Annotated in this window: 19 protein-coding genes; 11 read left to right on the top strand and 8 right to left on the bottom strand. The window is 34.0% G+C overall.

Annotated features, from left to right (window positions below; translation table 11 throughout):
* Nucleotides 1–30: 30 nt before the first annotated feature.
* The gene (locus tag AC07XU_RS08430) at nt 31–639 is read right to left on the bottom strand and encodes an NUDIX hydrolase (RefSeq protein ID WP_494943199.1); all 609 of its coding nucleotides are present in this window, start codon (nt 637–639) and stop codon (nt 31–33) included.
* A gap of 292 nt (nt 640–931) precedes the next feature.
* Between AC07XU_RS08430 and pyrE the strand changes: the two genes are divergently transcribed.
* The 3 genes from pyrE (at nt 932) to clpB (ending at nt 5,107) form a co-directional block, all read left to right on the top strand.
* Nucleotides 932–1,585 (top strand): orotate phosphoribosyltransferase, encoded by a 654-nt coding sequence (pyrE, locus tag AC07XU_RS08425; protein ID WP_494943198.1) that lies wholly within the window; start codon nt 932–934, stop codon nt 1,583–1,585.
* Between the two features lie 34 nt (nt 1,586–1,619).
* Nucleotides 1,620–2,018, top strand: coding sequence for an SRPBCC family protein (locus tag AC07XU_RS08420; RefSeq protein ID WP_494943197.1), 399 nt, complete (start codon nt 1,620–1,622; stop codon nt 2,016–2,018).
* A gap of 488 nt (nt 2,019–2,506) precedes the next feature.
* Nucleotides 2,507–5,107, top strand: a complete 2,601-nt coding sequence (clpB, locus tag AC07XU_RS08415) for an ATP-dependent chaperone ClpB (RefSeq protein ID WP_494943196.1) — start codon at nt 2,507–2,509, stop codon at nt 5,105–5,107.
* A 268-nt stretch (nt 5,108–5,375) separates the two neighbouring features.
* Here clpB and AC07XU_RS08410 read toward each other — a convergent pair whose 3' ends face one another.
* Nucleotides 5,376–6,584, bottom strand: a complete 1,209-nt coding sequence (locus AC07XU_RS08410; protein ID WP_494943195.1) for an MFS transporter — start codon at nt 6,582–6,584, stop codon at nt 5,376–5,378.
* 110 nt (nt 6,585–6,694) lie between these two features.
* A complete protein-coding gene (locus AC07XU_RS08405; protein WP_494943194.1) occupies nt 6,695–9,202 on the bottom strand; it encodes a S9 family peptidase in 2,508 nt (835 codons plus the stop codon).
* Nucleotides 9,203–9,396: 194 nt separating this feature from the next.
* On the opposite strand from AC07XU_RS08405, the gene AC07XU_RS08400 reads away from it, so the two are divergent.
* Nucleotides 9,397–10,275 (top strand): polysaccharide deacetylase family protein, encoded by an 879-nt coding sequence (locus tag AC07XU_RS08400; protein WP_494943193.1) that lies wholly within the window; start codon nt 9,397–9,399, stop codon nt 10,273–10,275.
* 366 nt (nt 10,276–10,641) lie between these two features.
* Here the strand turns inward: AC07XU_RS08400 and AC07XU_RS08395 are convergent, their stop codons facing one another.
* From AC07XU_RS08395 to AC07XU_RS08385, 3 genes are all read right to left on the bottom strand, one after another.
* A complete protein-coding gene (locus tag AC07XU_RS08395) occupies nt 10,642–11,094 on the bottom strand; it encodes a 3-oxoacyl-ACP synthase (RefSeq protein ID WP_494943192.1) in 453 nt (150 codons plus the stop codon).
* Nucleotides 11,095–11,186: 92 nt separating this feature from the next.
* Complete coding sequence (locus AC07XU_RS08390) at nt 11,187–11,762, bottom strand: nitroreductase family protein (protein WP_494943191.1); 576 nt, start codon at nt 11,760–11,762, stop codon at nt 11,187–11,189.
* Between the two features lie 76 nt (nt 11,763–11,838).
* A complete protein-coding gene (locus AC07XU_RS08385; RefSeq protein WP_494943190.1) occupies nt 11,839–12,390 on the bottom strand; it encodes a HEAT-like fold family protein in 552 nt (183 codons plus the stop codon).
* Nucleotides 12,391–12,644: 254 nt separating this feature from the next.
* Between AC07XU_RS08385 and AC07XU_RS08380 the strand changes: the two genes are divergently transcribed.
* Complete coding sequence (locus AC07XU_RS08380) at nt 12,645–14,270, top strand: ABC-F family ATP-binding cassette domain-containing protein (protein WP_494943189.1); 1,626 nt, start codon at nt 12,645–12,647, stop codon at nt 14,268–14,270.
* A gap of 125 nt (nt 14,271–14,395) precedes the next feature.
* Nucleotides 14,396–15,025, top strand: a complete 630-nt coding sequence (locus AC07XU_RS08375; RefSeq protein WP_494943188.1) for a Uma2 family endonuclease — start codon at nt 14,396–14,398, stop codon at nt 15,023–15,025.
* On the opposite strand, the gene AC07XU_RS08370 is transcribed toward AC07XU_RS08375, so the two are convergent.
* Nucleotides 15,015–15,251, bottom strand: coding sequence for a hypothetical protein (locus AC07XU_RS08370; protein WP_494943187.1), 237 nt, complete (start codon nt 15,249–15,251; stop codon nt 15,015–15,017). The two genes, AC07XU_RS08375 and AC07XU_RS08370, sit on opposite strands and share 11 nt — an antisense overlap.
* A 182-nt stretch (nt 15,252–15,433) precedes the next feature.
* Between AC07XU_RS08370 and AC07XU_RS08365 the strand changes: the two genes are divergently transcribed.
* The gene (locus AC07XU_RS08365; protein WP_494943186.1) at nt 15,434–16,465 is read left to right on the top strand and encodes a LacI family DNA-binding transcriptional regulator; all 1,032 of its coding nucleotides are present in this window, start codon (nt 15,434–15,436) and stop codon (nt 16,463–16,465) included.
* A gap of 84 nt (nt 16,466–16,549) precedes the next feature.
* The gene (locus AC07XU_RS08360) at nt 16,550–17,632 is read left to right on the top strand and encodes a phosphotransferase enzyme family protein (RefSeq protein WP_494943185.1); all 1,083 of its coding nucleotides are present in this window, start codon (nt 16,550–16,552) and stop codon (nt 17,630–17,632) included.
* Nucleotides 17,633–17,684: 52 nt separating this feature from the next.
* Here the strand turns inward: AC07XU_RS08360 and AC07XU_RS08355 are convergent, their stop codons facing one another.
* A complete protein-coding gene (locus tag AC07XU_RS08355; protein WP_494943184.1) occupies nt 17,685–19,010 on the bottom strand; it encodes a DUF3472 domain-containing protein in 1,326 nt (441 codons plus the stop codon).
* 343 nt (nt 19,011–19,353) lie between these two features.
* On the opposite strand from AC07XU_RS08355, the gene AC07XU_RS08350 reads away from it, so the two are divergent.
* Genes AC07XU_RS08350 through AC07XU_RS08340 form a run of 3 tightly spaced genes read left to right on the top strand, consistent with a single transcriptional unit; the run spans nt 19,354 to nt 21,666 of the window.
* A complete protein-coding gene (locus AC07XU_RS08350; protein WP_494943183.1) occupies nt 19,354–19,983 on the top strand; it encodes an ABC transporter ATP-binding protein in 630 nt (209 codons plus the stop codon).
* Nucleotides 19,980–21,209: an ABC transporter permease gene (locus AC07XU_RS08345; RefSeq protein WP_494943182.1), complete on the top strand. Its 1,230-nt coding sequence runs from the start codon at nt 19,980–19,982 to the stop codon at nt 21,207–21,209. The genes AC07XU_RS08350 and AC07XU_RS08345 overlap by 4 nt, the downstream gene beginning before the upstream one ends.
* Before the next feature lie 13 nt (nt 21,210–21,222).
* Nucleotides 21,223–21,666, top strand: a complete 444-nt coding sequence (locus AC07XU_RS08340; protein WP_494943181.1) for a hypothetical protein — start codon at nt 21,223–21,225, stop codon at nt 21,664–21,666.
* The last annotated feature ends 546 nt before the right edge of the window (nt 21,667–22,212 follow it).

The following is a 22,212-nucleotide window of genomic DNA, read 5'->3' as shown; positions in this document are numbered from 1 at the left end:
GTAGAGAAGATCTAAATGATCTAAATTGAACTAAACCAATCCGCCAGCTTTTAAAACATCTAATATTAAAGGATAAGTGTTTTCCATTTTAACTTTAATACCTAACGGAGCTACCCAAGATGCAGTGGTAATGCCCTCTTCAACTTGTGGTATTAATTTCGGACTTCCTTTAACCTTCATTTTGTACCAAGTTGTCCTTTTCAAAATTACTTTTCCATCCATTTCATAAACATGGTAAGTTTTACACAGTAGATCTTCGCGTTTTTCTATTACAACGCCACACTCCTCTTCAACTTCCCTAACTGCGGTGATTTTAACTTTTTCGCCTTTTTCAACTTTTCCTTTTGGTAAATCCCACTTTTTATTTCTAAAAATGAACAAGTATTCATTATTGTTATTGGCTACCAAACCACCTGCAGCTTTTATAATATTTAATTTCTTTTTTATTTTTTTAAATAGCGCCTTCGGATTGTCGTCAATTAATGCATAATGTTTATTTCCTCCTTTACGCAATGAATTAAAAAAGTCTAAAAAGCTAAAATTGCTTACCGAAAGTTGTTGTATTTTTTCTACTTGATTAGGAATAGAATCTGCAATAAATAGCGTGTTGTTATTGAAATAAATTCGGTAACTTTTCATAAAAGGTATAAATAAAATAAGCAGAAAAAGATTAAACATTAACAAGCAAATTTTGTTAGATAACCGTGAACTGCATTTTTTAAAAGTATTAAAAAATTGTTGAAAGCAATAAATGTTTTCATGAATAAATATTTACCTCATTTGATGTAATCACCACTTATCGTAATTTCAGAAAATTGTTCACAAAACAATCTACTCAATTTCAATTAGTTGTATTTAATAAGTAAAAAAATGTGGATATTCAATTGTTCACAACGCAACATCATTCACATAAAATAGTTATTTTTGAACCATGTATAATAAAAGTGATATTGAATTAAAGGTAGCCGAATTTTTATTACAAATTAAAGCGGTGAAACTTCAACCAAATAATCCATTTACTTGGGCTTCTGGTTGGAAATCTCCAATTTATTGTGATAACCGCATCACTTTATCACATCCATCTGTTAGAACTTACATTCGCCAAAAATTAGCGCAGCAGATACAAGAAGAATTTGGTTCTGTTGATGTTATTGCAGGTGTAGCAACTGCTGGTATTCCTCAGGGAGTTTTAGTAGCTCAAGAATTAGGCTTGCCATTTATTTATGTTAGAGCCAAGGCTAAAGAACATGGCACTGGCAGTTTAATTGAAGGAGAACTAATTGAAGGCCAACGTGTAGTTGTAATTGAAGATTTAATTTCTACAGGAAAAAGTAGTTTACAAGCTGTAAATGCATTACGTGAAGCAGGTTTGTCTGTTGCTGGTTTAGTTGCTATATTTACCTATGGATTTGACCAAGCTGATGAAAATTTTGCTGCTGCAAAGTGCCGTTACTCTACCCTATCCAATTATAGTGCATTAATTGATTACGCTGCAGAACATAGTTTTATTGCTCAAAACGATATCAATTTACTAAATAAATGGCGAGAAAACCCTGCAGAATGGGGCAAAGAAGTTTTGAGTTAAGAATTGCGTTATTAAAGATTTTAAAAAATAAAATATGACAGTTATAGAAAGTGCAGTAGAGTTGGATTTACCAATTGATAAAGTTTATCTTTTTTTAGAAGATTTAAATAACCACCAACAATTAATGCCTGATAACATCTATAACTGGTCATCTACAAATGATCAAGCAAGTTTTACGATACAAAACATGGCTAAATTAGCTATCAAAATTTCTAATCGTGTGCCAAACAGCGAAATTATTGCCATACCAACAGAAAAACCACCTTTCGATGTAGAATTAAAATGGACTGTGGAACCAACTGATAACGGAGGCACAATTGCTAAACATATTATTTCGGCAGATTTAAATATGATGATGAAAATGTTGGCTTCTGGCCCTTTGCAAAAACTAGCTGACCACCAAACACAAAAATTAAAGGAAGTTTTAGTTTAATAGTCTTCTAAAAATATTATAAAACACCCTCATTTTGTGATGGTGTTTTTTTGTGTTTAATAAATTGCAGGCAATCATTTTATTGGAGATTTTTTCAAATTTTCTTTTAAGGAACATTTTTCCTCATCATTGCTATTGGTTTAACCGACGGAATTTAATTCATTTGCATAGACTTTAGCAACAGCCCAAGCACTACTTCCTTTGTAAAATAAACCTTATTGCAGTGAAAATATTTTTGTCAAGATGAAGTGTACCGATTTTTTATCGGTAGCATAGTCGAAGCTTAAAAATATTGAAACGTAAAGAAGGACTACATTAGCCAAAAGCCACTTCCATTGATTTTCAAACCATTAGGATTAACACGACAATATTTCAGTATAAATAGCTTATTTACAGACAATTAGTCGTGTAAATCAAATACTTACCGACAAAATTTCCGATTAGTGAAGCAAAAATCTTGTGGCATTTGTTTTGAATGAAAAGGAAATATGAACTTCAACAACTTTACAATAAAAGCACAAGAAGCTATCCAAAAAGCTTCTGAAATAGCGCAGGGCAATCAGCAGCAAGCTATTGAAACTGCACATATATTAAAAGGTTTACTAACCGTTGATGAAAACGTAGTAAGTTACTTGCTAAAAAAACTAAATGTAAACCTTAATGTGGTTGAGCAAAACTTAACCGCAGCTATAGAAAAATTACCAAAAGTTACTGGTGGAAACGCTTATTTATCATCGAGCGCAAACGCTGCATTACAAAAAGCAACTTCTTATTTAAAAGAATTTAAGGATGATTTTGTATCGGTAGAGCACTTATTGCTAGGCTTATTAGCAGTTAACGATGGTACATCGAAATTATTAAAAGATCAAGGTGTTAACGAAAAAGACCTAAAAAAAGCTATCGTTAGTTTAAGAGGAGATCATAGAGTTACCGATCAGAATGCAGAGGCTACCTATCAAGCTTTAAATAAATATGCTCGAAATTTAAATGAATATGCAGAAAGCGGCAAGTTAGATCCAGTGATTGGGAGAGATGAAGAAATTCGCAGAGTTATTCAGATCTTATCTCGTAGAACGAAAAATAATCCGATTTTAATTGGTGAGCCTGGTGTGGGTAAAACAGCCATTGCAGAAGGAATTGCATTTAGAATTATTAAAGGTGATGTGCCCGAAAATTTGAAAAGCAAAACGGTTTATTCTTTAGATATGGGGTCTCTTATTGCTGGAGCAAAATATAAGGGTGAATTTGAGGAACGCTTAAAAGCCGTAGTAAAAGAAGTTACGCAAAGCGATGGCGATATTGTTTTGTTTATTGATGAAATACATACTTTGGTTGGTGCAGGTGGTGGCGAAGGTGCGATGGATGCGGCAAATATTTTGAAACCAGCTTTGGCGAGAGGAGAATTAAGAGCAATTGGCGCTACCACTTTAGATGAATACCAGAAATATTTAGAAAAAGATAAAGCTTTGGAACGTCGTTTCCAAAAGGTAATGGTTGAAGAACCTGATACACAAGATGCAATTTCTATTTTGCGTGGCTTAAAAGAACGTTATGAAACCCACCACAAAGTGAGGATTAAAGATGAAGCGATTATTGCCGCAGTAGAAATGAGCCAACGTTATATTGCCGACCGTTTTTTGCCAGATAAAGCAATTGATTTAATGGATGAGGCAGCATCTAAATTGCGTATGGAAATGGATAGCGTTCCGGAAAATGTAGATGCTCTAGATCGCGAAATTATGCGTTTAGAGATTGAACGTGAAGCGATAAAACGCGAAAAAGACGACAAAAAAGTACAAGAACTTTCTGAAGAAATTGCTAATCTATCTGCAGAGCGTGATGAGTTTAAGGCAAAATGGCAAGGTGAAAAAGATTTGGTTGATGCGGTTAATAACCAACTAGAGCAAATTGAAGCTTTTAAATTAGAAGCCGACCAAGCTGAGCGTGCTGGAGATTATGGAAGAGTAGCTGAAATTAGATATGGAAAGATTAAAGAAGCGCAAGACAAAGTTGAAAAACTAAAAGTTGATTTGGAAGGTGTGCAAAGCGAAAGCAGAATGCTTAAAGAAGAAGTTACTGCTGACGATATTGCGGGCGTGGTTGGTCGTTGGACTGGCATTCCGGTAACGAAATTGATTGCTAGTGAGCGTGAGAAATTGCTAAACTTAGAAGATGAATTGCACAAACGTGTTGCTGGGCAAGATGAAGCAATTGAAGCAATATCAGACGCAATTCGCCGCTCAAGAGCAGGTTTACAAGATAAACGCAAACCAATTGGTTCGTTCATTTTCTTAGGTACAACTGGCGTTGGTAAAACAGAGTTGGCAAAAGCATTAGCCGAGTTTTTATTTAATGATGAAAACGCCATGACTAGAATTGACATGAGCGAATATCAGGAAAGACATGCTGTTTCTAGGTTGATTGGTGCGCCTCCGGGATATGTTGGTTATGATGAAGGCGGACAATTAACCGAGGCTGTACGTAGAAAACCATATTCTGTTGTATTGTTAGATGAAATCGAGAAAGCACATCCTGATGTTTTTAATATCTTGCTGCAAGTATTGGATGATGGCCGTTTAACAGATAATAAAGGTAGAGTGGTGAATTTCAAAAACACCATCATCATCATGACTTCCAATATCGGTTCGCATTTAATTCAGGATAATTTTAAAGGCTTGATTGATGAAAACCGAGACGAAGTGATTGCAAAAACAAAAAATGAGTTGTTTGAACTCTTGAAACAAACCATTCGTCCTGAGTTCTTAAACAGAATTGATGAGTTAATTATGTTTACTCCTTTGCAAAGAAGTGAAATTAGAAACATTGTTGATTTGCAGTTTAAACAGGTGCAACAAACTTTAGCAGAAATGGGCATTACCATGGAAGCTAGCGCTGAGGCTTTAGATTGGTTGGCAGAGTTAGGTTACGACCCACAATTTGGTGCAAGACCGTTAAAAAGGGTAATTCAAAAACGAATTTTAAATGAGTTATCTAAATCGATTTTAGCCGGAACGGTTGATAAGGACAGCAAAATCAAACTAGATATGTTCGATCATCAGTTTGTTTTTTTGAATGAGAATGAGAAGTAAAAAATAAATTTAATTACTGATTAAAAAGCCCTTTATTTTAAAAATAGAGGGCTTTTTGTTTAATCATTTAAGCTTATATAACTAATTAAACTCTCCTTTGTATTTCAGAAAATCAGGGTTCTGTTTTCCATCTGTTAAGCAAGCCCCGCCATTCGCTTTACTAGCCAAAAAAAATTGGCGTCGTGCTCGCTCCTGTCGGGTTTAAAAACTCAGGTAAACCTTAAAAACAAACATCTAGTGAGCGTCTATATTTTAGTCCGAATAAAATTTAGGCTTTCTTGGTAGTCGAAATATTGGGCAAAAATACGGTTAGCAATCCAATTAATGGCAAAAACGCACAAACTTGGTAAACATATGTAATACTGGTTACATCTGCCAATTTACCCAACAATGCAGATCCGATGCCGCCCATACCAAAAGCAAAACCAAAAAATAAGCCAGAAACTAAACCAACTTTACCTGGTATCAATTCTTGTGCATAAACCAAAATTGCCGAAAATGCCGAAGCTAATATTATCCCGATAGGAACAATTAAAACACCAGTCCAAAATAAATTAACATGTGGTAATAGTAATGAAAAAGGTGCAGCCCCTAATATCGAAAACCAAATCACGTATTTACGTCCAATCTTATCGCCAACTGGCCCTCCTATTAACGTACCAGCAGCAACAGAGAATAAAAAAACAAAGAGATAAATTTGTGAAGTTTGTACGGGAACATGAAATTTTTGTATTAAATAAAATGTAAAATAGCTGGTTAAACTAGCCATGTAAAAATATTTTGAGAAAATGAGAATCAGTAAGATCACGATAGCGAAAACAACTTTTCTTTTACTTAAATTATGACTAACCGTTTTTGATTTTGCTGTTAAATTTTCTCTTAAACTTTGTAAATAATCTTTGTACCAATTGCCAATATAAGTTAAAACAACAATAGCCAAAAGTGCAATCAGCGAAAACCAAACTATACTTAGTTGCCCATGCGGTACAATAATCCATGCGGCCAATAACGGACCTAAAGAACTACCTGCATTACCGCCTAATTGAAAAACCGATTGAGCTAATCCTCTTCTTCCGCCAGATGCGGCATGAGCCATTCTTGACGCTTCTGGATGAAAAATTGATGAACCTGTACCAATTAAAGCTACCGAAACTAATATCAAATAAAAATCTGAAGCTTGAGATAATGTTACCAATCCTATTAAAGTAAAAGCCATACCGGTAGCTAACGAATAAGGTTGTGGTTTTTTATCGGTATATAAGCCTACAAATGGCTGAAACAACGATGCGGCCATTTGAAACGTTAGCGTAATTAAACCAATTTGAGAAAAGCTAAGCTGATAGCTATTTTTAATTATTGGGTATATTGCAGGAATGAGGGATTGTATGGTATCATTTAATAAATGCGAAAAACTAAGGGCAAATAATATCGGGAAAACTGTTTGCTCGACTAAAACTTTTGGTGATGGATTATTCATTACTTTTAATAAAGGCGCAAATTTAAAAATATATGTATTGGCAAATGATTTCCTACATACATAATTTAGTCAAATAAAAAAGGCTCCGTTTCGGGAGCCTTCAGGTAAACTTATTGTTTTCTTTCTATTTCTTTATCCATTTCTACAATATTTACTTCAGATGATTTTGAGAAATCCCCCAATAAATAGTTGTTAAAGTAATCGGCTAAACGCCAAAACATGTATTCTGTCATATCACCAAAACTATGTCGCTGACCAGGAACAATGATGTAATCAAATCTTTTACCGGCTTTAATTAAGGCATTTGCCATCCTTATTGAGTTTGCTGGATTTACATTGTTATCTATATCGCCATGCATTAATAACAAATGGCCTTTTAAGTTTTTAGCTAGATCGGCATTTTTATCAATGGCATATTTAAAAGTAGTATCACCTTTGGCAGAAACAATTTCTTTTACACCGTGGTGTTTTTCGCTCCACCAACGGTTATAAATGCTATTATCATGATTACCAGCTGCAGAAACTGCAACTTTAAAGAAATCTGGATAAACTAGCAATGCGGCTGTAGACATAAAACCACCACCTGAGTGGCCAGTTATCCCAACTTTATCTGCATCAATAAATGAGTATCTATCTGCCAATTGCTCAATAGCGGCTTTTTTATCTGCTAAACCATAATCTCTTAAATTGCCATATCCATAAGTGTGGTACCATTTAGAACGAGCTGGGTGGCCACCTCTATTACCAACCGTAATTACAATATAACCTAATTGTGCTAAACGATCCATTCTATCCATGCTTCTGCCAAAAGATTTATTTACAGCTTCGGTTTGTGGACCAGGATAAACGTATTCTATAATTGGATATTTTTTGGTTGGATCGAAGTTAAAAGGCTTATACATTACCCCATAAATATCGGTCACACCATCATCAGCTTTAACCTTAAATGGCTCCGGAAATTTGTAACCTGTTATCATCAATAACGATAAATCTGCGGTTTCTAAATCCATCACCTTGTTACCTAAATTATCTAGTAAAACTGATTTAGGAACTGTATTTACTCTAGAGAAATTATCTACTATATATTTGGCCTCATCGTTCATCACCACAGCATGATCAAAATCTCCTGCATTTAATAATTTCATACCAGAACCATCAAAATTGATGCTGTATAAATGCATAAAATATGGATCTTCTTTGGCTTCGCGACCATTAGCCGTAAAATAAAGTTTTCTATTTTTTTGGTCGATATTAACTATGCCTTCGCAATGAAATGCGCCAGAAGTGATTTGGTTTTTTAATTTTCCATTGCCATCAAATAAGTAGAAATGGCCCCAACCGTCACGCTCGCTCCAATGAATAATCTCTTTACCTTCATCAATTAAACCCGGGCGCTGAACTTCTACATAAGTATTAAAACGTTCATCAATTATTGGGGTTACTTTTAAAGTGTTGATATCAATTGTACAAACATCAATTCGTTTTAAATCTCTACTGGTGCGAGAGAAATAGAACTTACTATTATCCCCTAGCCAAATTGATGGCCTAAACTCATCATCTCTATCTTTCACCAATGATTCTTTACCCCATGTAGAAATACTTTGGTCTTTAAAAGCAGTAGTGTTGATAGTTTTATACGTTTTAGCCGGGAAATTGAACAAAATAAATTCATCAACCGGCGATTCTTTCTCACCCGGCATTTGATATTTATACGTTTCTAAGGTTGGTCTACCTGCTGCAGTACTATTTATTACCCAAAAATCTTTTACTTTTCTAGAGTCTGTTCTATCTAACACAAAGTGTTTCGAATCTGGCGACCAAAGTACGTAGGCTCTTCTTCTTTTTTTGTTGTTTTTGGCATTCAGTTCATTATCCTCGCCATCGCCATCGCTACCATATGAATAAAACTTAACACCGTCTTTTGTTAGCTGATGCTCTACAATTGTGCTATCATCTTCATTTTTAACGGCTTTTTTGTAGTTCTCTTTATCCATCCAATAAAGATTGTAATTACGAGAAAAAATAATTGCCGATGAATCTGGTGCAACTGAACCCCAACTTGGTTTAGCTTTTGGCTTATCGTAATTTTTAACTTCAGTAAGCTTTGCTGTTGCCAAATCATAATTAAAAAAGAAGATTTTTTTCTGCATCGAATCTGCAGCTTTTTTATCTTTTCTATCTTTTTTTAATTCGTCAATTGTACTTTTTACTTCAAAATTGATGCTTTTCTCGTCTTTAGCGAATTTCAAATTCTCTATTGGCAAATGCTGGGCATCAAAAGGGTCGCGGACAATTAAAGTTATGTCGGCCGCCATTTTATTGTTATCAAACATTGCTTTTTTGCTTCTTACAGCTGGTTCAACAATATACCATTGTTTACCATTTGGCGTTTCATACTGATACCAAAACCTGTTCGTTAATTTTAACCAATGCGGATCAACCGCTGTTGAATAAATAATTTTACGAAGTTTGGAAGGCGAAAAACGAGCAGCAGCTTGATAATTTGCTCTTACTGGCGCCTGTGTAGTTTCTGTAAGCGATATTGTTTTAGTCTGCGCTAGTACCTCATTTGTACTTAAAAGCGCAGCAAGAGAAAATAGATAGTAAAGTTTTTTCATTGATTAGGGTGAGTAAATAAAAGGCCTAATTTATTTATTAATGCTTATTCTACAGCTATTTAAAGTGTAATAAAAAGGATAGAATTTTATAAAATATTTAACAAAATCATATCTATCAAAGAATTTATCCACACAGTGGAAGATATTTGCATTAATAAGTAGCTATTTTATAGTTTTGCACAATAAACATACTTATGAGCAAGAACTTTTTAACCACAATTGCAGCAGCCTTGATATTTACAGCTGGCTGTCAGTCAAAATCTCGACCAACAGACAAAACTACTGGTGATACTACCGAAAATGTAACACAAACCGTTGCTGATGCAACAACCAATGTTGATATAAGTAAAGTTAAAGTTGCTGATGCAAAAACGATATTGGCCCGTAAACAAGTGCCCATTTTATGTTACCACCAAGTTAGAAACTGGAAATCTACAGATGGACAAATGGGTAAAGATTATACGGTTGAGATACAGAATTTTAAAGATCAGATGAAGATGTTGGCCGATAGCGGTTACCACACTATTTTGCCAGATCAATTGTATGCTTATTTAAATGAAGGCGCCAAATTACCTTCAAAACCAATAATGTTAACTTTTGATGATACTGTTTTAGACCAATACACAGTTGTTAATCCTACATTAAAAAAGCATGGTTTTAAAGCTGCCTATTTCATCATGACGGTTTCAATTGGCAAACAAGGTAAATTTGTAAATTACATGAGCAAAGAACAAATTAAAACACTTGCTGATGAAGGCAATACCATTGGCAGCCATACTTACGATCACAAAAACTTTAAAAAATACGAAGGCAAAGATTGGGAAGAACAATTAGATAAACCGACCAAAAAATTAGAAGAAATTACAGGTAAAAAGATTGAATATTTTGCTTATCCGTTTGGTTTATGGAATGCTGCAGGCATACCAGAATTAAAGAAACGTGGTTTTAAAATGGCCTTTTCTTTAGCCGATAAACGTGATGAAAAAGATCCATTGTTTACGGTAAGAAGAATTATTGCAAGTGGATTTTGGAGCCCAAAAACTTTACATAATAGTATTGTAAAGAGTTTTTAACCCACGTTTGTCATTCTGAGTGAAACGAAGAATCTCTATCAAAATATAAAGAGATTCTTCACAAGGTCAGAATGACAAACTATATAAGCATTCGTGGTCTGTGGCACACAGAACACAACAGCATAATTTATTAGAAAAGCAAAGCAAATCGCTTTTATTAATATTAGTCGGGCTAACACTACAATCTTTTTGTACGCTTCGACTACGCTCAGCGTGACACAAAAAGGATTTCCGTTAAATCCCGTTTATAAAACTTCTGTTTGTAATTCTATTGCGAGTTGCTAGTTGCTTAAACCTAAAAGCTCTTGCTGCACTGCGTTCGATATGACTTATTAAATTAAAAAAGTTTGAGCAGTAAGCTCAAAACTACGCCACCTCTTTTATCAAATATTTTTTGCCGTTAAACTCAAAACTACTGCCTTTTTGTTTACCTAAAAGCATTTTACCTATTGGCGAAACGGCAGAAATTGCGAAAATAGTTTCATTTGCTAATTGCAATTGCCCTGCACTTATACTTAAATAAAATTTACCTTGATCGGTTACTACCAAACTACCGTTTCTTGCCGATTCAGAAAAAGGAACATCTTTTAAAGTGCTTAAAACCCTTTGATTTTCTTCTGCATCAATTAAAAGACGTTTGTTTCTATCTATATCTTGTTGCATCATTTCTCTACTGGTTTCATACTTATCACCAGCGCTACTTTTTGTATCGTCGTTGCTAGCTTCTCGAGCTTGCTTTAGAGCTGTTTCAGCGGTATTTATTCTTTCGTTAATAAAATTTAAACAAAGTTGATATAGAGATGACTTTAATTCTTGCATAATAATCGGTTTGATTGAATTAAATATATCAAAATTTTAATACCAAAACTAAAAGCAGTAAATATTTAAGTTAATTGATTGTTAATCAACAATTAACTTTCCATCCAAATTACTTTTTCTTGTATAGGTGTTCTGTTAGCATTAGCAGTAGTTTCATTATGATACCCCATATAAAACAAGCCTATGCATTTTTCATCGCTATCAAGTGATAGGAAATCACCTAAATGATCAATTAATGGCGGTGAGCTCCAATAAGCACCCACATTTAGCGCTTGAGCGGTTAAAGCCATATTTTGCACAGCACAGCTTACTGCTGCAAGCTCTTCCCATTCTGGTATTTTACCCGAAACTTTCATATTAATTGCAATAATGCAATCTGATTGAGCTGTTTTTACAGAAAAGCTATCAAATTTTTTCTGCAAAAATTTTTCTGCCGGAATAGTTTCTTTGTATATTTTACCTAATGTTAGGCCTAGTCTTGTTTTAGCCTCATCTTTTAATACAACAAAACGCCAAGGCTGTGTTAATTTATGCGTTGGTGCATAATTGGCGTTCTCAAGTATTTGCTCGATTACATTTTTCGGAATTTGCTTTTGTATATAACTAATCGGAAAAATACTTCTTCTTTCTTTTATGATTTTGTTTAAGATTTCTATTGGCGTACTCATTGATCAAAAGTATAATTTTTGCTGTGCAGTTTGGTAAATGAATGAATTTATTGCTTTATTGTTGCAGTGTTAATTGTTATTTCAATTGTTTTCTGATCTGTTTAGCTTTCGCAAAAAATGCAACGCTTTCCTTATCAACCAAAAAATCCATGGTTTGTAATAATTCTTCTCTAATCCAAGGATGTTTAGTACTTAGATTAGCTAAAATATTTAAACAATGTGATTTAATTGCTACAGCAACTTCTTCATCAATTAACCGAGCAAATACGGTTTCTACCAAATGATCTGTATTAAAATTACATACAATTTCCTTTATTTCTTTAGGCGCATTCTTTTTGGTAACTAAAGCTAATATTTTTGCAAAATTTCTTCTTGCAGATGTATTGTTTTGATGAGGGAAGTTTGTTAAAAACCAATTCACATGTGGTATAAAATTTTGTGGATTAGCTAAGTAAATGTTTTCTAAAATCCATGCGGCTCTAAAAGCTACTTCATGTTTAGGATGGAAACTGAGTGCAAGAAATTGCTTAACTAACCCAGTATTTGATTGAGCAAGTTTACTAAATTCTTCTACTTTTCTCTTCGAAATTGCATTAGAAAGTGTATTGAATAGTGTTTCTGAATACATAATTCTTGAAATTAGTAAATTTAACTGAATTTTGAGTTTACTCTTGCCATAAGCACAATTGTTGGTTATTTAAACCCGATTGCAACGGCAGCCCGAAACCCGATTTTTTTTATCGGGTGAGGCTACAGTGAAAAGCGGGACTGATTTGCCATGGAAAATAGGCATTCGTTTACAACAATCTCAAAAACCTTTTTAGCTACTTCCTTTCTCCCCTCAACCTTTTTCCGTACCTTTGCAGCTTATTTTTAAGCAATATGATTTCAGTTTCTAACCTATCCCTTCGTTACGGCAAACGCACTCTATTTGAAGATGTTAACCTAAAATTTACACATGGCAATTGTTATGGCGTAATTGGCGCTAATGGTGCTGGTAAGTCTACGTTTCTTAAAATTTTAAGTGGTGAGGTTACTCAAACATCTGGCTCGGTGGCTTTTACTCCGGGCGAACGTATGGCTGTTTTAAAACAAAATCACTACGAATTTGATGAAAATACGGTGATTGAAACAGTGATGATGGGTCATAAGGAATTGTATGACATCATGATTGAGAAAGATGCGATTTACCTTAAAGAAGATTTTAATGATAAAGATGGCGAACGTGCAGGTGAGTTAGAAAATCTTTTTGCTGAAAAAGATGGCTGGAACATGGAGAGCAACGCGGCTACTTTATTGAGCAATTTGGGCATTAAAGAAGAGCACCACTATAAACAATTAAAAGAGCTTGATGGTAACCAAAAAGTACGTGTTTTATTGGCACAAGCTTTATTTGGCAATCCTGATATTTTATTGTTGGATGAGCCTACCAACGATTTGGACATTGATACGATTGCTTGGTTAGAAAACTTTTTAGCTGATTATCAAGCTATTGTATTGGTTGTTAGTCATGATAGGCACTTTTTAGATGCGGTTTGTACTCACATTGTGGATATTGACTTTAGTAAAATGAGCATTTATACGGGTAACTATACTTTCTGGTATGAGAGTAGCCAATTGGCGTTAAAACAACGTAGCGATCAGAATAAAAAACTGGAAGAAAAAGTTAAAGAATTACAAGAGTTTATTCAACGTTTTAGTGCAAATGCTTCGAAAAGTAAACAGGCAACTTCGCGTAAAAAGGCTTTAGATAAGATAGATATATCTGAAATTAAAGCATCGAGCCGTAAATACCCTGCAATTTTGTTTAACAACTTAGGTAGAGAAGCTGGTGATCAGATTTTACAGGTTGAGGGCTTAACCAAAATTGGTAACGATGGTGAAGTTTTGTTTAAAAACGTAAACTTTATGGTTAACAAAGGTGATAAAGTTGCTATCCTTTCTCAAAATAGTTTAGCTACTGCCGCTTTTTATAATGTACTTACTGGTAGAGATAAAGATTTTACCGGAGAGTTTAAATTTGGCGTAACGATTAGTCCGGCGGATATACCAAACGATAATTCTGATTATTTTGAAGGTAAAGATGAGAATTTAGTGGATTGGTTACGTGAATATTCTGGCACGGATGCTGATGAACAGTTTGTAAGAAGCTTTTTAGGTAGAATGTTATTTTCTGGCGAAGAGGTACTGAAAAACGTAAAAGTATTATCAGGAGGTGAGAAAATGCGTTGTATGTTCTCAAGAATGATGTTACAACATGCCAACTTTTTAATGTTTGATGAGCCGACCAATCACTTGGATTTAGAATCAATTACGGCATTAAATAATGGAATGAAAGATTTTAAAGGAACAGCTTTGTTTACTTCACGAGATCATGCTTTAACAGAATCTGTAGCTACTAGAATTATAGAAATTACTCCAAAAGGTAGTATCGATAGAATGATGACTTACGATGATTATATCAACAATGAAGATGTAGCTAAATTAAGAGAAGAAATGTATAAATAGTTAGTTTTTTAATGTAAAAGAAAATTAATCAACTCATATTTAAATTACGAAAAAGAGTTTTGAACCTATTCAAAACTCTTTTTTATTTTAGTTATATTTAGTTTGTAATTTAAATTAACGATGTGATGCGTAAGCCAAAACCGTACCCAACAGAGGAAGAATTACCTACCTATTCTACTGTAAATGATATTGATTTTTCTGCAACTTATAGCTATGCAGATTACATGCGGTTTACGTTTGATGAAAGAATGGAGTTGATCAATGGCCGTCTTTTTCAGATGAGTCCGGCGCCTTCAAGATATCACCAAAAATCTTTCGGAAGTATTTTTAGTTCATTGCATAGTTTTTTAGAGGAACATAAATGCGAAGTTTATGGAGCGCCATTTGATGTTAGGTTACCAAGAGAAAGCAAAGAAGATAAAGATATATTTACGGTGATACAACCTGATGTAGTTGTGGTTTGCAATCCTGAAAAATTAGATAAAAGAGGATGTATTGGCGCTCCAGATATTGTTGTCGAAGTACTTTCACCCGGCAATAACAAAAAAGAACTAAAGTTTAAATATGAAGTTTACGAAGAAGCAGGCGTTAAGGAATATTGGATTGTAAGTGTAGGTGACCAAACCTTTTTTAAGTATATTTTAGGTGATGATGGAAAATTTAAACCAACAAGATTATTAGTAGCAGGAGAAAAAGTGACAACTCCAATTTTACCAGGTTATGAGCTAGATTTGGAGAAGGTATTTAATTTTTAGTAGTATCCTCTTCTTCTCTTAAAACTTTGTAATCAGATTTTTCATCATTCTTAAATAATTTACCAAAAAACAAGAGGTGAAATGGCCCAGTTCTTAAATACAAATCTTGCGCATCGGCTGTTTTGCCATACTTGCGTTTATATTGTAATGTTTTATACAATACATATAAATAATAGCCAATTAGTAAAAAAGCAAGTGAGATAAATATGATGAACTTGATTTCCATAACAATAGATTTGAAGCTAATATACTAATTAAACTTACTTGACCTTATCATACAAATCGATTTTTTGGTATCTTTTCGTAAATCTATCCATATCTCACCTTCTTATTTTGATCAAAGAATTTGCAATAATTAGGCTTTATTCTAATTTTTAAATAACTTCATCAAATAATTTATTTGTTTTGATGAGCAAAAAACCAACAACAATTAAAGAAATAGCCGCGATACTCAATGTTTCCGTATCTACGGTTTCAAGGGCATTGCACAACCATCCCAGTATTGGAATTACTACCCAGCAAAAAGTTCAAAAATTAGCAAAAGAGTTAAATTATGAACCTAATCAGAGTGCTATCTTCTTTCAAAAAGGTAAAACATCAACAATTGGTTTAATCTTACCCGAACTTTCAGAAGCTTTTTTTTCATCGGCAGTTAGCGCAATTGAAGATTTAGCCTACCAAAAAAATTATACAGTCCTTATTGCTCAATCTCATGATGATGAAAAACGGGAGAAACAATTGATAGAAATGATGAAAAACCATCGGGTTGATGGCTTAATAGTTTCTGTTGCTAAAACCACTTCAAATTTTGATCATTTTGATGTGTTAGAGCGATACGGTATTCCAATCGTTTTTTTTGATCGTATCCCACCTATTAAAAATATACATTCGGTTGCTTGCAACATTGAAACCGGAACTATAGCCGCAGTAAACTATCTGCTTAGAATAGGACATCGTTGCATAGGCATGATTAATGGTCCTGCAACCCTTGCTGCTAGCGAAGAACGTAGAAAAGGTTATTTTGAGGCAATTACAAAAAACAGATTAAAGTTTGACGGAAGTTTAGTTGTAAGCTGCGATTTAACCGAAAATGGCACACAAGAGGCCTTAGATAAGTTATTATCGAACAAAAGAACACCGACTGCAATTGTTACATTTAACGATATCAATGCGCTATACGCTATAAAGCACGCTAGAAAACTGAATATAAATTTAGACAAAGATTTAAAGTTTGTGAGTTATGCAAATTTGCCGCTCATCAATTACATGGATTACGTGCCTATAGCATCTGTAGAACAATTTCCGGCATTACAGGGGCAAAAAGCCGCCGAAATTTTATTCGAACTATTAAAAAACAAAAATACTTCATCCGAAAGTTTTTACCACAAAGTTACTATTGAATCTGAATTAGTTGTGAACCAATTAAACAGACAAGAATAACTTAAAACCACTAAAAGATAGCGCAAACGTTTGTGCAAAGAAAGTAATTTTGGATTAATTAGCTTTGATAAAAGCGGCAATAACATGTTAAAAGACACTCTTAAACAATTTAACCTTAACTATGATGATTATCAGGTCAGTACATTTGGCTCTGGCTTAATTAATAAAACATTCAAGTTAACATCAAAACAAGGTTCAGACTCATATATACTTCAACAGATTAATAAAGGTGTTTTTAAATCGCCAATTTTAGTAACAAAAAACATTCAAAAAGTAGGCGAATATTTATCACGTCATTATCCAAATTATCTTTTCGCAGGATTAATAGCATCTAACAGTGGCGAGTTTTCTGTAAAAGATGATGATGGTGAGTTTTATAAATTATCAAAATTCATAAAAAATTCTTTAACCATAAACACTGTTGATAATGGTAAACAGGCTTATGAGGCCGCATTTAAATTTGGTGAGTTTGTTTCGCTTTTAAAAGATTTTGACATTGATAATCTTCATTATACACTCACAAATTTTCATAACCTAACTTTTAGATTTGTAGCGTTTGAAAAGCAACTATCAATAGCAGAAAACAATAGATTAACAGAGGCCAAAGATGCAATTGCTTTAATTTACAAACACAAAAACATAGTTGAAACCTATAATGAGCTTGTTGATAAAAAACTAATACCCATAAGAGTAGTTCATCATGACACAAAAATTAACAACATTTTATTTGATGAAAATAATGCTGGTTTATGTGTTATTGATTTAGATACCATTATGCCTGGTTTTTACATTAGCGATTTAGGAGATATGTTTAGAACATACTTATGTCCGGTTGATGAGGAAGAGCAAGATTTGACTAAAATAAACATTAGACCCGATATTTTTTCTGCAATTGCTACTGGATATTTACAAAAAATGGGAGAAATGCTTACTCAGGCAGAAAAAGAATTATTTGTTTACGCTGGTAAGTTTATGATTTACATGCAAGCTATTAGATTTTTGACTGATTTTTTAGCAAATGATCAATATTATGGGGAGAAATATTCCGGACAAAATTTGGCTAGAGCAAAAAACCAATTGACACTTTTAGAAAAGTATATTTCATCATCAAATTTATTTGAAGAAATAGTTGCAGATGAACTTGGAAAACTTGTTGCTGCACATTAAAAAAAAGCTTGGCAGTTAATCCAAGCTTTTTTTTCTAATGGGATGATTTTATTTAAGGGAGTTGATTAAAATCTATTATTGGAGTTTGATTTTTTGCTGGTCTTGTAAACAGCGTATTTAAAGTGGTGCTGTTGTTAAAAAATCCTCCATTTTGTAAAAAGAATTTGTTGTCTTTAACGCCACCAGAAAAATCATTCCTAAAATTAATTCGAGCAATGTTATCTCCAGTAAATTTTGCCACGGTTAATTCCTTCCAAACTCCATTTTCAGAACGGATCCAAGCATTATCGTAATTTGCTGTTCTAGTTAAATATCCTTTGGTATTGTTAAAATTTTCTAAAAATGAGTGCATTCTTTTTAAATAGGTTTGCGTTTTCGGACGTTTAAATGAAGCTATAATTTGCCATTTGTTTAATTCTAGGGCATAAAAATAAGCTGTATAAATTGTATAATTATCTGTCGTTGGTTTCCCTTGCAACAAAAACTTGTAGGTTGTTTCTGGTTTCCAATTGTAAACTAAATAACTTTGTCCACCAGAACCTTCATTACCAAATTCACCTGTTTTTACATCTGTTCCCTTTTTTAATAAAATGATTTTCTCGTCATCGGGTATAGCGTTAGGATTATCAGTTTGAAACGGGCTCCAAACAGAAAACAACACTCTCCTTTCTGAAGCAGAATTTACTTGAATTCCAAAATAACCTTCAGCAAATCCGTTTGCCATAAAGTACGATCCAATAACATCGCCACCCTTAGGAATACTTACTTCGTTATAAAACCATTCTGTATTAAAATCAGCAGGTTCTTGATAGGCTAAATGAACCGAAGGACCTCGTCTGCCCCAGTAATAATTGCTTGATGCATTGTCTTTAACATAAATTATGTTTGTTAGAACCTCACTACCTTGCAAAATTAGATCGCTAACATTACCAAAATTTGATCCCGATTTAGTAACACCTTGCAAATCGACTTTAACATAGCCTTTCTCTTTAATTTCAAATTCTCCGATACTCAGGGTATCAAAAACAGAATTTGTGAGCTTTTTTATTAAAGATTGTTCACCGATTGAAACCTTAATGCTGCTTGTAGATCCCTCATCTACTTTAGCTCTTAAATATAAATTTACCTTACCAATAGCTTGCACCTTAAAATAAACACTCACAACCGTATTTGTACTCGTCCAATTTGTTAACCCTGTTGTGCCTCTATCATCAATTTTTTCTGTAGATGAGTTATTGCTTTCGGTTATGTAAGCGTTGCCACCTAAAGGAATTGTTACTTTTGGTTTAGCATCTAACTGAGTAGTTTTTAAGGTTTCTTTTTTAGTACATGTTATAAACGCAATAATGGTAGCAATACAAAGCAGGTATTTGATCATAATCTTTAATTTTTTACAAAGTAGAGCAATATTTAAATTACACTGCTCATTTTGTTAGCACAAACGTTTGCACAATCTACTTTTAAATTATTGGGTTATTTTGTTCACAGTTAACTACCTACAGGAACGAAAACTTAGAAAAAAAACTCATGTTTAATTCTCATAAATTTTGATCCAAATCTTTTAAAGTATTCAATTATTAACTAAAAACCTTTATGCAAACGTTTGTTCGGTGTTCATCAAACTGCATAATTTTATGGCAGTAGCAAATACTTTACAAGGCTATCCAAACTTTTCATATCTAACTCTTATTTTTGTAGCACACAGAAACCTAAAAAATTAGATGATTTCAATCAAATCTGTTTCACATACCTATGGTACTACCCAACAAATCAGTTTTAAAGATTGGGAAATAAATAATGGCGAACAATGGTTGCTTTTAGGCCAATCTGGAAGTGGGAAAACAACCTTGCTACACATTTTAACAGGCATTTTAAAACCAACACAGGGCGAAGTAAATATTGATCAAACCTTAATTTATCAACTTTCATCAAAAGCATTAGATCAGTTTAGGGGACAAAAAATTGGCATCATCTTTCAAAAACCACACCTAATAAAAAGCTTAACCATCGCCGAAAATTTAACCTTGGCTCAAAGTTTTGCAAAATTACCAGAAGATTTAAGCAGAGTTGATGAAGTTTTAACCTCTTTAGGCATTGCCGATAAAAAATCTGCTTACCCAAATGAGTTAAGTCAGGGACAATTACAACGTGTTTCTATTGCTAGAGCGGTAATCAATAAACCAACTTTATTAATAGCTGACGAACCAACATCTAGTTTAGACGATAACAACGCCGCAGCAGTTTTAGAATTGCTCATGCAACAATCTGGCTTAAACCAAGCTACCTTAATTGTTGCTACCCATGATAAAAGAGTTAAAGATGCATTTACAAATACCTACAGTTTAACATGAGCCCATTAAAAATAAGTTGGAAAAGCATTTGGTCTAAACCACTATCGGCGGCATTAAATATCATGTTAATTGCATTTGGCACTGGTATTTTAACCATTTTGCTTTTGGCATCAACCCAAATAGAACAAAAATTAAACAACAACAGTAAGGATATTGATTTGGTAGTGGGCGCAAAAGGTAGTCCGCTGCAACTAATATTAAGCAGCATTTATTACATCGATTTCCCTACTGGCAATATTCCTTTAAACGAAGCCAACAAACTAGCTAAAAATCCATTCGTTAAAAGGGCAACTCCCCTAGCCTTGGGCGATAATTATGATGGCGTTAGAATTGTTGGCACAGATACGAATTTCATCAGCCTGTATGGCTTAAAAACACAAAGCGGAAAGTTTTGGAAAGCCGATTTAGAAGCTACAATTGGCGCTACAGTTGCCAAAGACAAGAATTTAAAAGTTGGCGATACCTTTTTTGGCGCACATGGCTTAACCGAAAACAAAGACCAACACAAAGATCATGAATATAAAGTTGTTGGCATTTTAACTCCGCAAGGTAATGTTACCGATAACTTAATTTTAACTAACATTGGCAGCGTTTGGAAAATGCATGAAGAGCATCAAGAACCTGATGAGCACGAAGAAGGCGAAGCGCATGACCATGAAAAAGAAGAGGCAGAAGCCATGGAAAGTAGAGAAATTACTTCCTTATTAATTCAATACCGTTCTTACATGGCAGTGGCTATTTTCCCTCAAATGGTAAATCAAACTACCAATATGCAAGCGGCTAGTCCGGCACAAGAAAGCACCAGACTTTTCTCTTTAATTGGCGTTGGCGTAGATACTTTGCAATGGTTTGCTGTGTTAATTATGCTAATTGCAGCCATAAGCGTGTTTGTAAACTTGTACAATTCGTTAAAAGAACGCAGTTATGATTTAGCCATAATGCGAACTTTAGGCGCTTCGCGTACCAAGTTATTTATAATTGTGATTTTAGAAGGACTATTGTTAACCATTGCTGGTACAATTATTGGCATAGCTTTAGGGCATTTAACATTAGAAATGATAGGTAGTTACCAAGACAGCACCCAAGCAAAGCTAACTGGTAGTATTTTTATTACAAGCGAGTTCTACTTATTGCTTACAGGCTTAGGTATTGGTATATTTGCAGCTGTAATCCCAGCATTGCAGGCATACAAATCAAATATTTCTAAAATATTGGCAAAAAATTAAAACACAAACACAAATGAAAAAAATTAGTTTAGTTATATTGTTATTAGCAGGTTTTGGTTTCGGTGCCAAAGCGCAGCATGATCCAAGCGATCAAATTTTATCAGAAAACTGGGATGTTATTGGTAGTGTTGACTTTAAAACGGTTAAAGACACAGAAATGTATGCCATTTTTGGTAACGAAATTAAAAAATATGCCAATAAACCTTTCGAATTAGAGGGTTACATTGTACCAATTAAAGATGGTATGAAGCAAACTAAATTTATGTTAAGCACTTTACCCATCAACCAGTGTTTTTATTGCGGTAAAAACGGAGTGCCTGTAATGGTGCAAGTAGAGCTTAAAGAGCCGGTAAAGTTTACATACCAAACTGTTAAAGTTAAAGGAATTTTAAAACTGAGTACTGCCAATGCCATGAATAGTTCGCCAATTAGTTTGGTAGAAGGCAAAGCGCTTTAATTTTTTATTTAGATAAGGGTTTGTAAACGAATGTAACTTTTCCATCGTTTCTGTGGCCCCGCTTTTCTTACAAGCCCGAACCGATGAAAAATCGATTCGGGCTTTTCATTCAATCAGGTTTATATAACAAGGATTGTGTAGGTAACTTCTGTTTACCTACCATAGCATTACGATTGCCAGTCGAGCTGGCAATGACGAAAAGGCCTGCAACCCCTGATAGTTAAACTATTCTATTCCGTGGTCTGTGGCACACAGCATACTACTAGATTATTTTCAGCAGTTGAGACACCAATAGTTCACCTATTGGTTTAGTATAAGCCGAAGCGCTTTAATTTTTTACTTAGATAAGGGTTTGTAAACGAATGTAACTTTTCCATCGTTTCTGTAGCCCTGCTTTTCTTACAAGCCCAAACCGATGAAAAATCGATTTGGGTTTTTCATTCAATCAGGTTTATATTACATAGCCTGTAGTTTTTGGGAAATTTGCAGCCCCTCATAGTAATAGAGGCTAACGTTAAATAAACCCGATAGCAGTGGATGCCGATT

It is taken from the genome of Pedobacter sp. GW456-11-11-14-TSB4, from assembly GCF_059424425.1.
The sequence above is the reverse complement of the archived record's forward strand: the minus strand, read 5'-3'. Positions and strand labels throughout refer to the sequence as shown.

Bases quoted from the DNA above. Each gene is read 5' to 3' on its own strand.
- AC07XU_RS08410 (WP_494943195.1), bottom strand. From the start codon at position 6,584: ATGAATAATCCATCACCAAAAGTTTTAGTCGAGCAAACAGTTTTCCCG.
- AC07XU_RS08340 (WP_494943181.1), top strand. From the start codon at position 21,223: ATGAAAAAAATTAGTTTAGTTATATTGTTATTAGCAGGTTTTGGTTTC.
- AC07XU_RS08405 (WP_494943194.1), bottom strand. From the start codon at position 9,202: ATGAAAAAACTTTACTATCTATTTTCTCTTGCTGCGCTTTTAAGTACA.
- AC07XU_RS08350 (WP_494943183.1), top strand. From the start codon at position 19,354: ATGATTTCAATCAAATCTGTTTCACATACCTATGGTACTACCCAACAA.
- AC07XU_RS08370 (WP_494943187.1), bottom strand. From the start codon at position 15,251: ATGGAAATCAAGTTCATCATATTTATCTCACTTGCTTTTTTACTAATT.
- AC07XU_RS08360 (WP_494943185.1), top strand. From the start codon at position 16,550: ATGTTAAAAGACACTCTTAAACAATTTAACCTTAACTATGATGATTAT.
- AC07XU_RS08355 (WP_494943184.1), bottom strand. From the start codon at position 19,010: ATGATCAAATACCTGCTTTGTATTGCTACCATTATTGCGTTTATAACA.
- AC07XU_RS08380 (WP_494943189.1), top strand. From the start codon at position 12,645: ATGATTTCAGTTTCTAACCTATCCCTTCGTTACGGCAAACGCACTCTA.
- AC07XU_RS08430 (WP_494943199.1), bottom strand. From the start codon at position 639: ATGAAAAGTTACCGAATTTATTTCAATAACAACACGCTATTTATTGCA.
- AC07XU_RS08390 (WP_494943191.1), bottom strand. From the start codon at position 11,762: ATGAGTACGCCAATAGAAATCTTAAACAAAATCATAAAAGAAAGAAGA.
- clpB (WP_494943196.1), top strand. From the start codon at position 2,507: ATGAACTTCAACAACTTTACAATAAAAGCACAAGAAGCTATCCAAAAA.
- pyrE (WP_494943198.1), top strand. From the start codon at position 932: ATGTATAATAAAAGTGATATTGAATTAAAGGTAGCCGAATTTTTATTA.
- AC07XU_RS08385 (WP_494943190.1), bottom strand. From the start codon at position 12,390: ATGTATTCAGAAACACTATTCAATACACTTTCTAATGCAATTTCGAAG.
- AC07XU_RS08375 (WP_494943188.1), top strand. From the start codon at position 14,396: ATGCGTAAGCCAAAACCGTACCCAACAGAGGAAGAATTACCTACCTAT.
- AC07XU_RS08345 (WP_494943182.1), top strand. From the start codon at position 19,980: ATGAGCCCATTAAAAATAAGTTGGAAAAGCATTTGGTCTAAACCACTA.
- AC07XU_RS08365 (WP_494943186.1), top strand. From the start codon at position 15,434: ATGAGCAAAAAACCAACAACAATTAAAGAAATAGCCGCGATACTCAAT.
- AC07XU_RS08420 (WP_494943197.1), top strand. From the start codon at position 1,620: ATGACAGTTATAGAAAGTGCAGTAGAGTTGGATTTACCAATTGATAAA.
- AC07XU_RS08395 (WP_494943192.1), bottom strand. From the start codon at position 11,094: ATGCAAGAATTAAAGTCATCTCTATATCAACTTTGTTTAAATTTTATT.
- AC07XU_RS08400 (WP_494943193.1), top strand. From the start codon at position 9,397: ATGAGCAAGAACTTTTTAACCACAATTGCAGCAGCCTTGATATTTACA.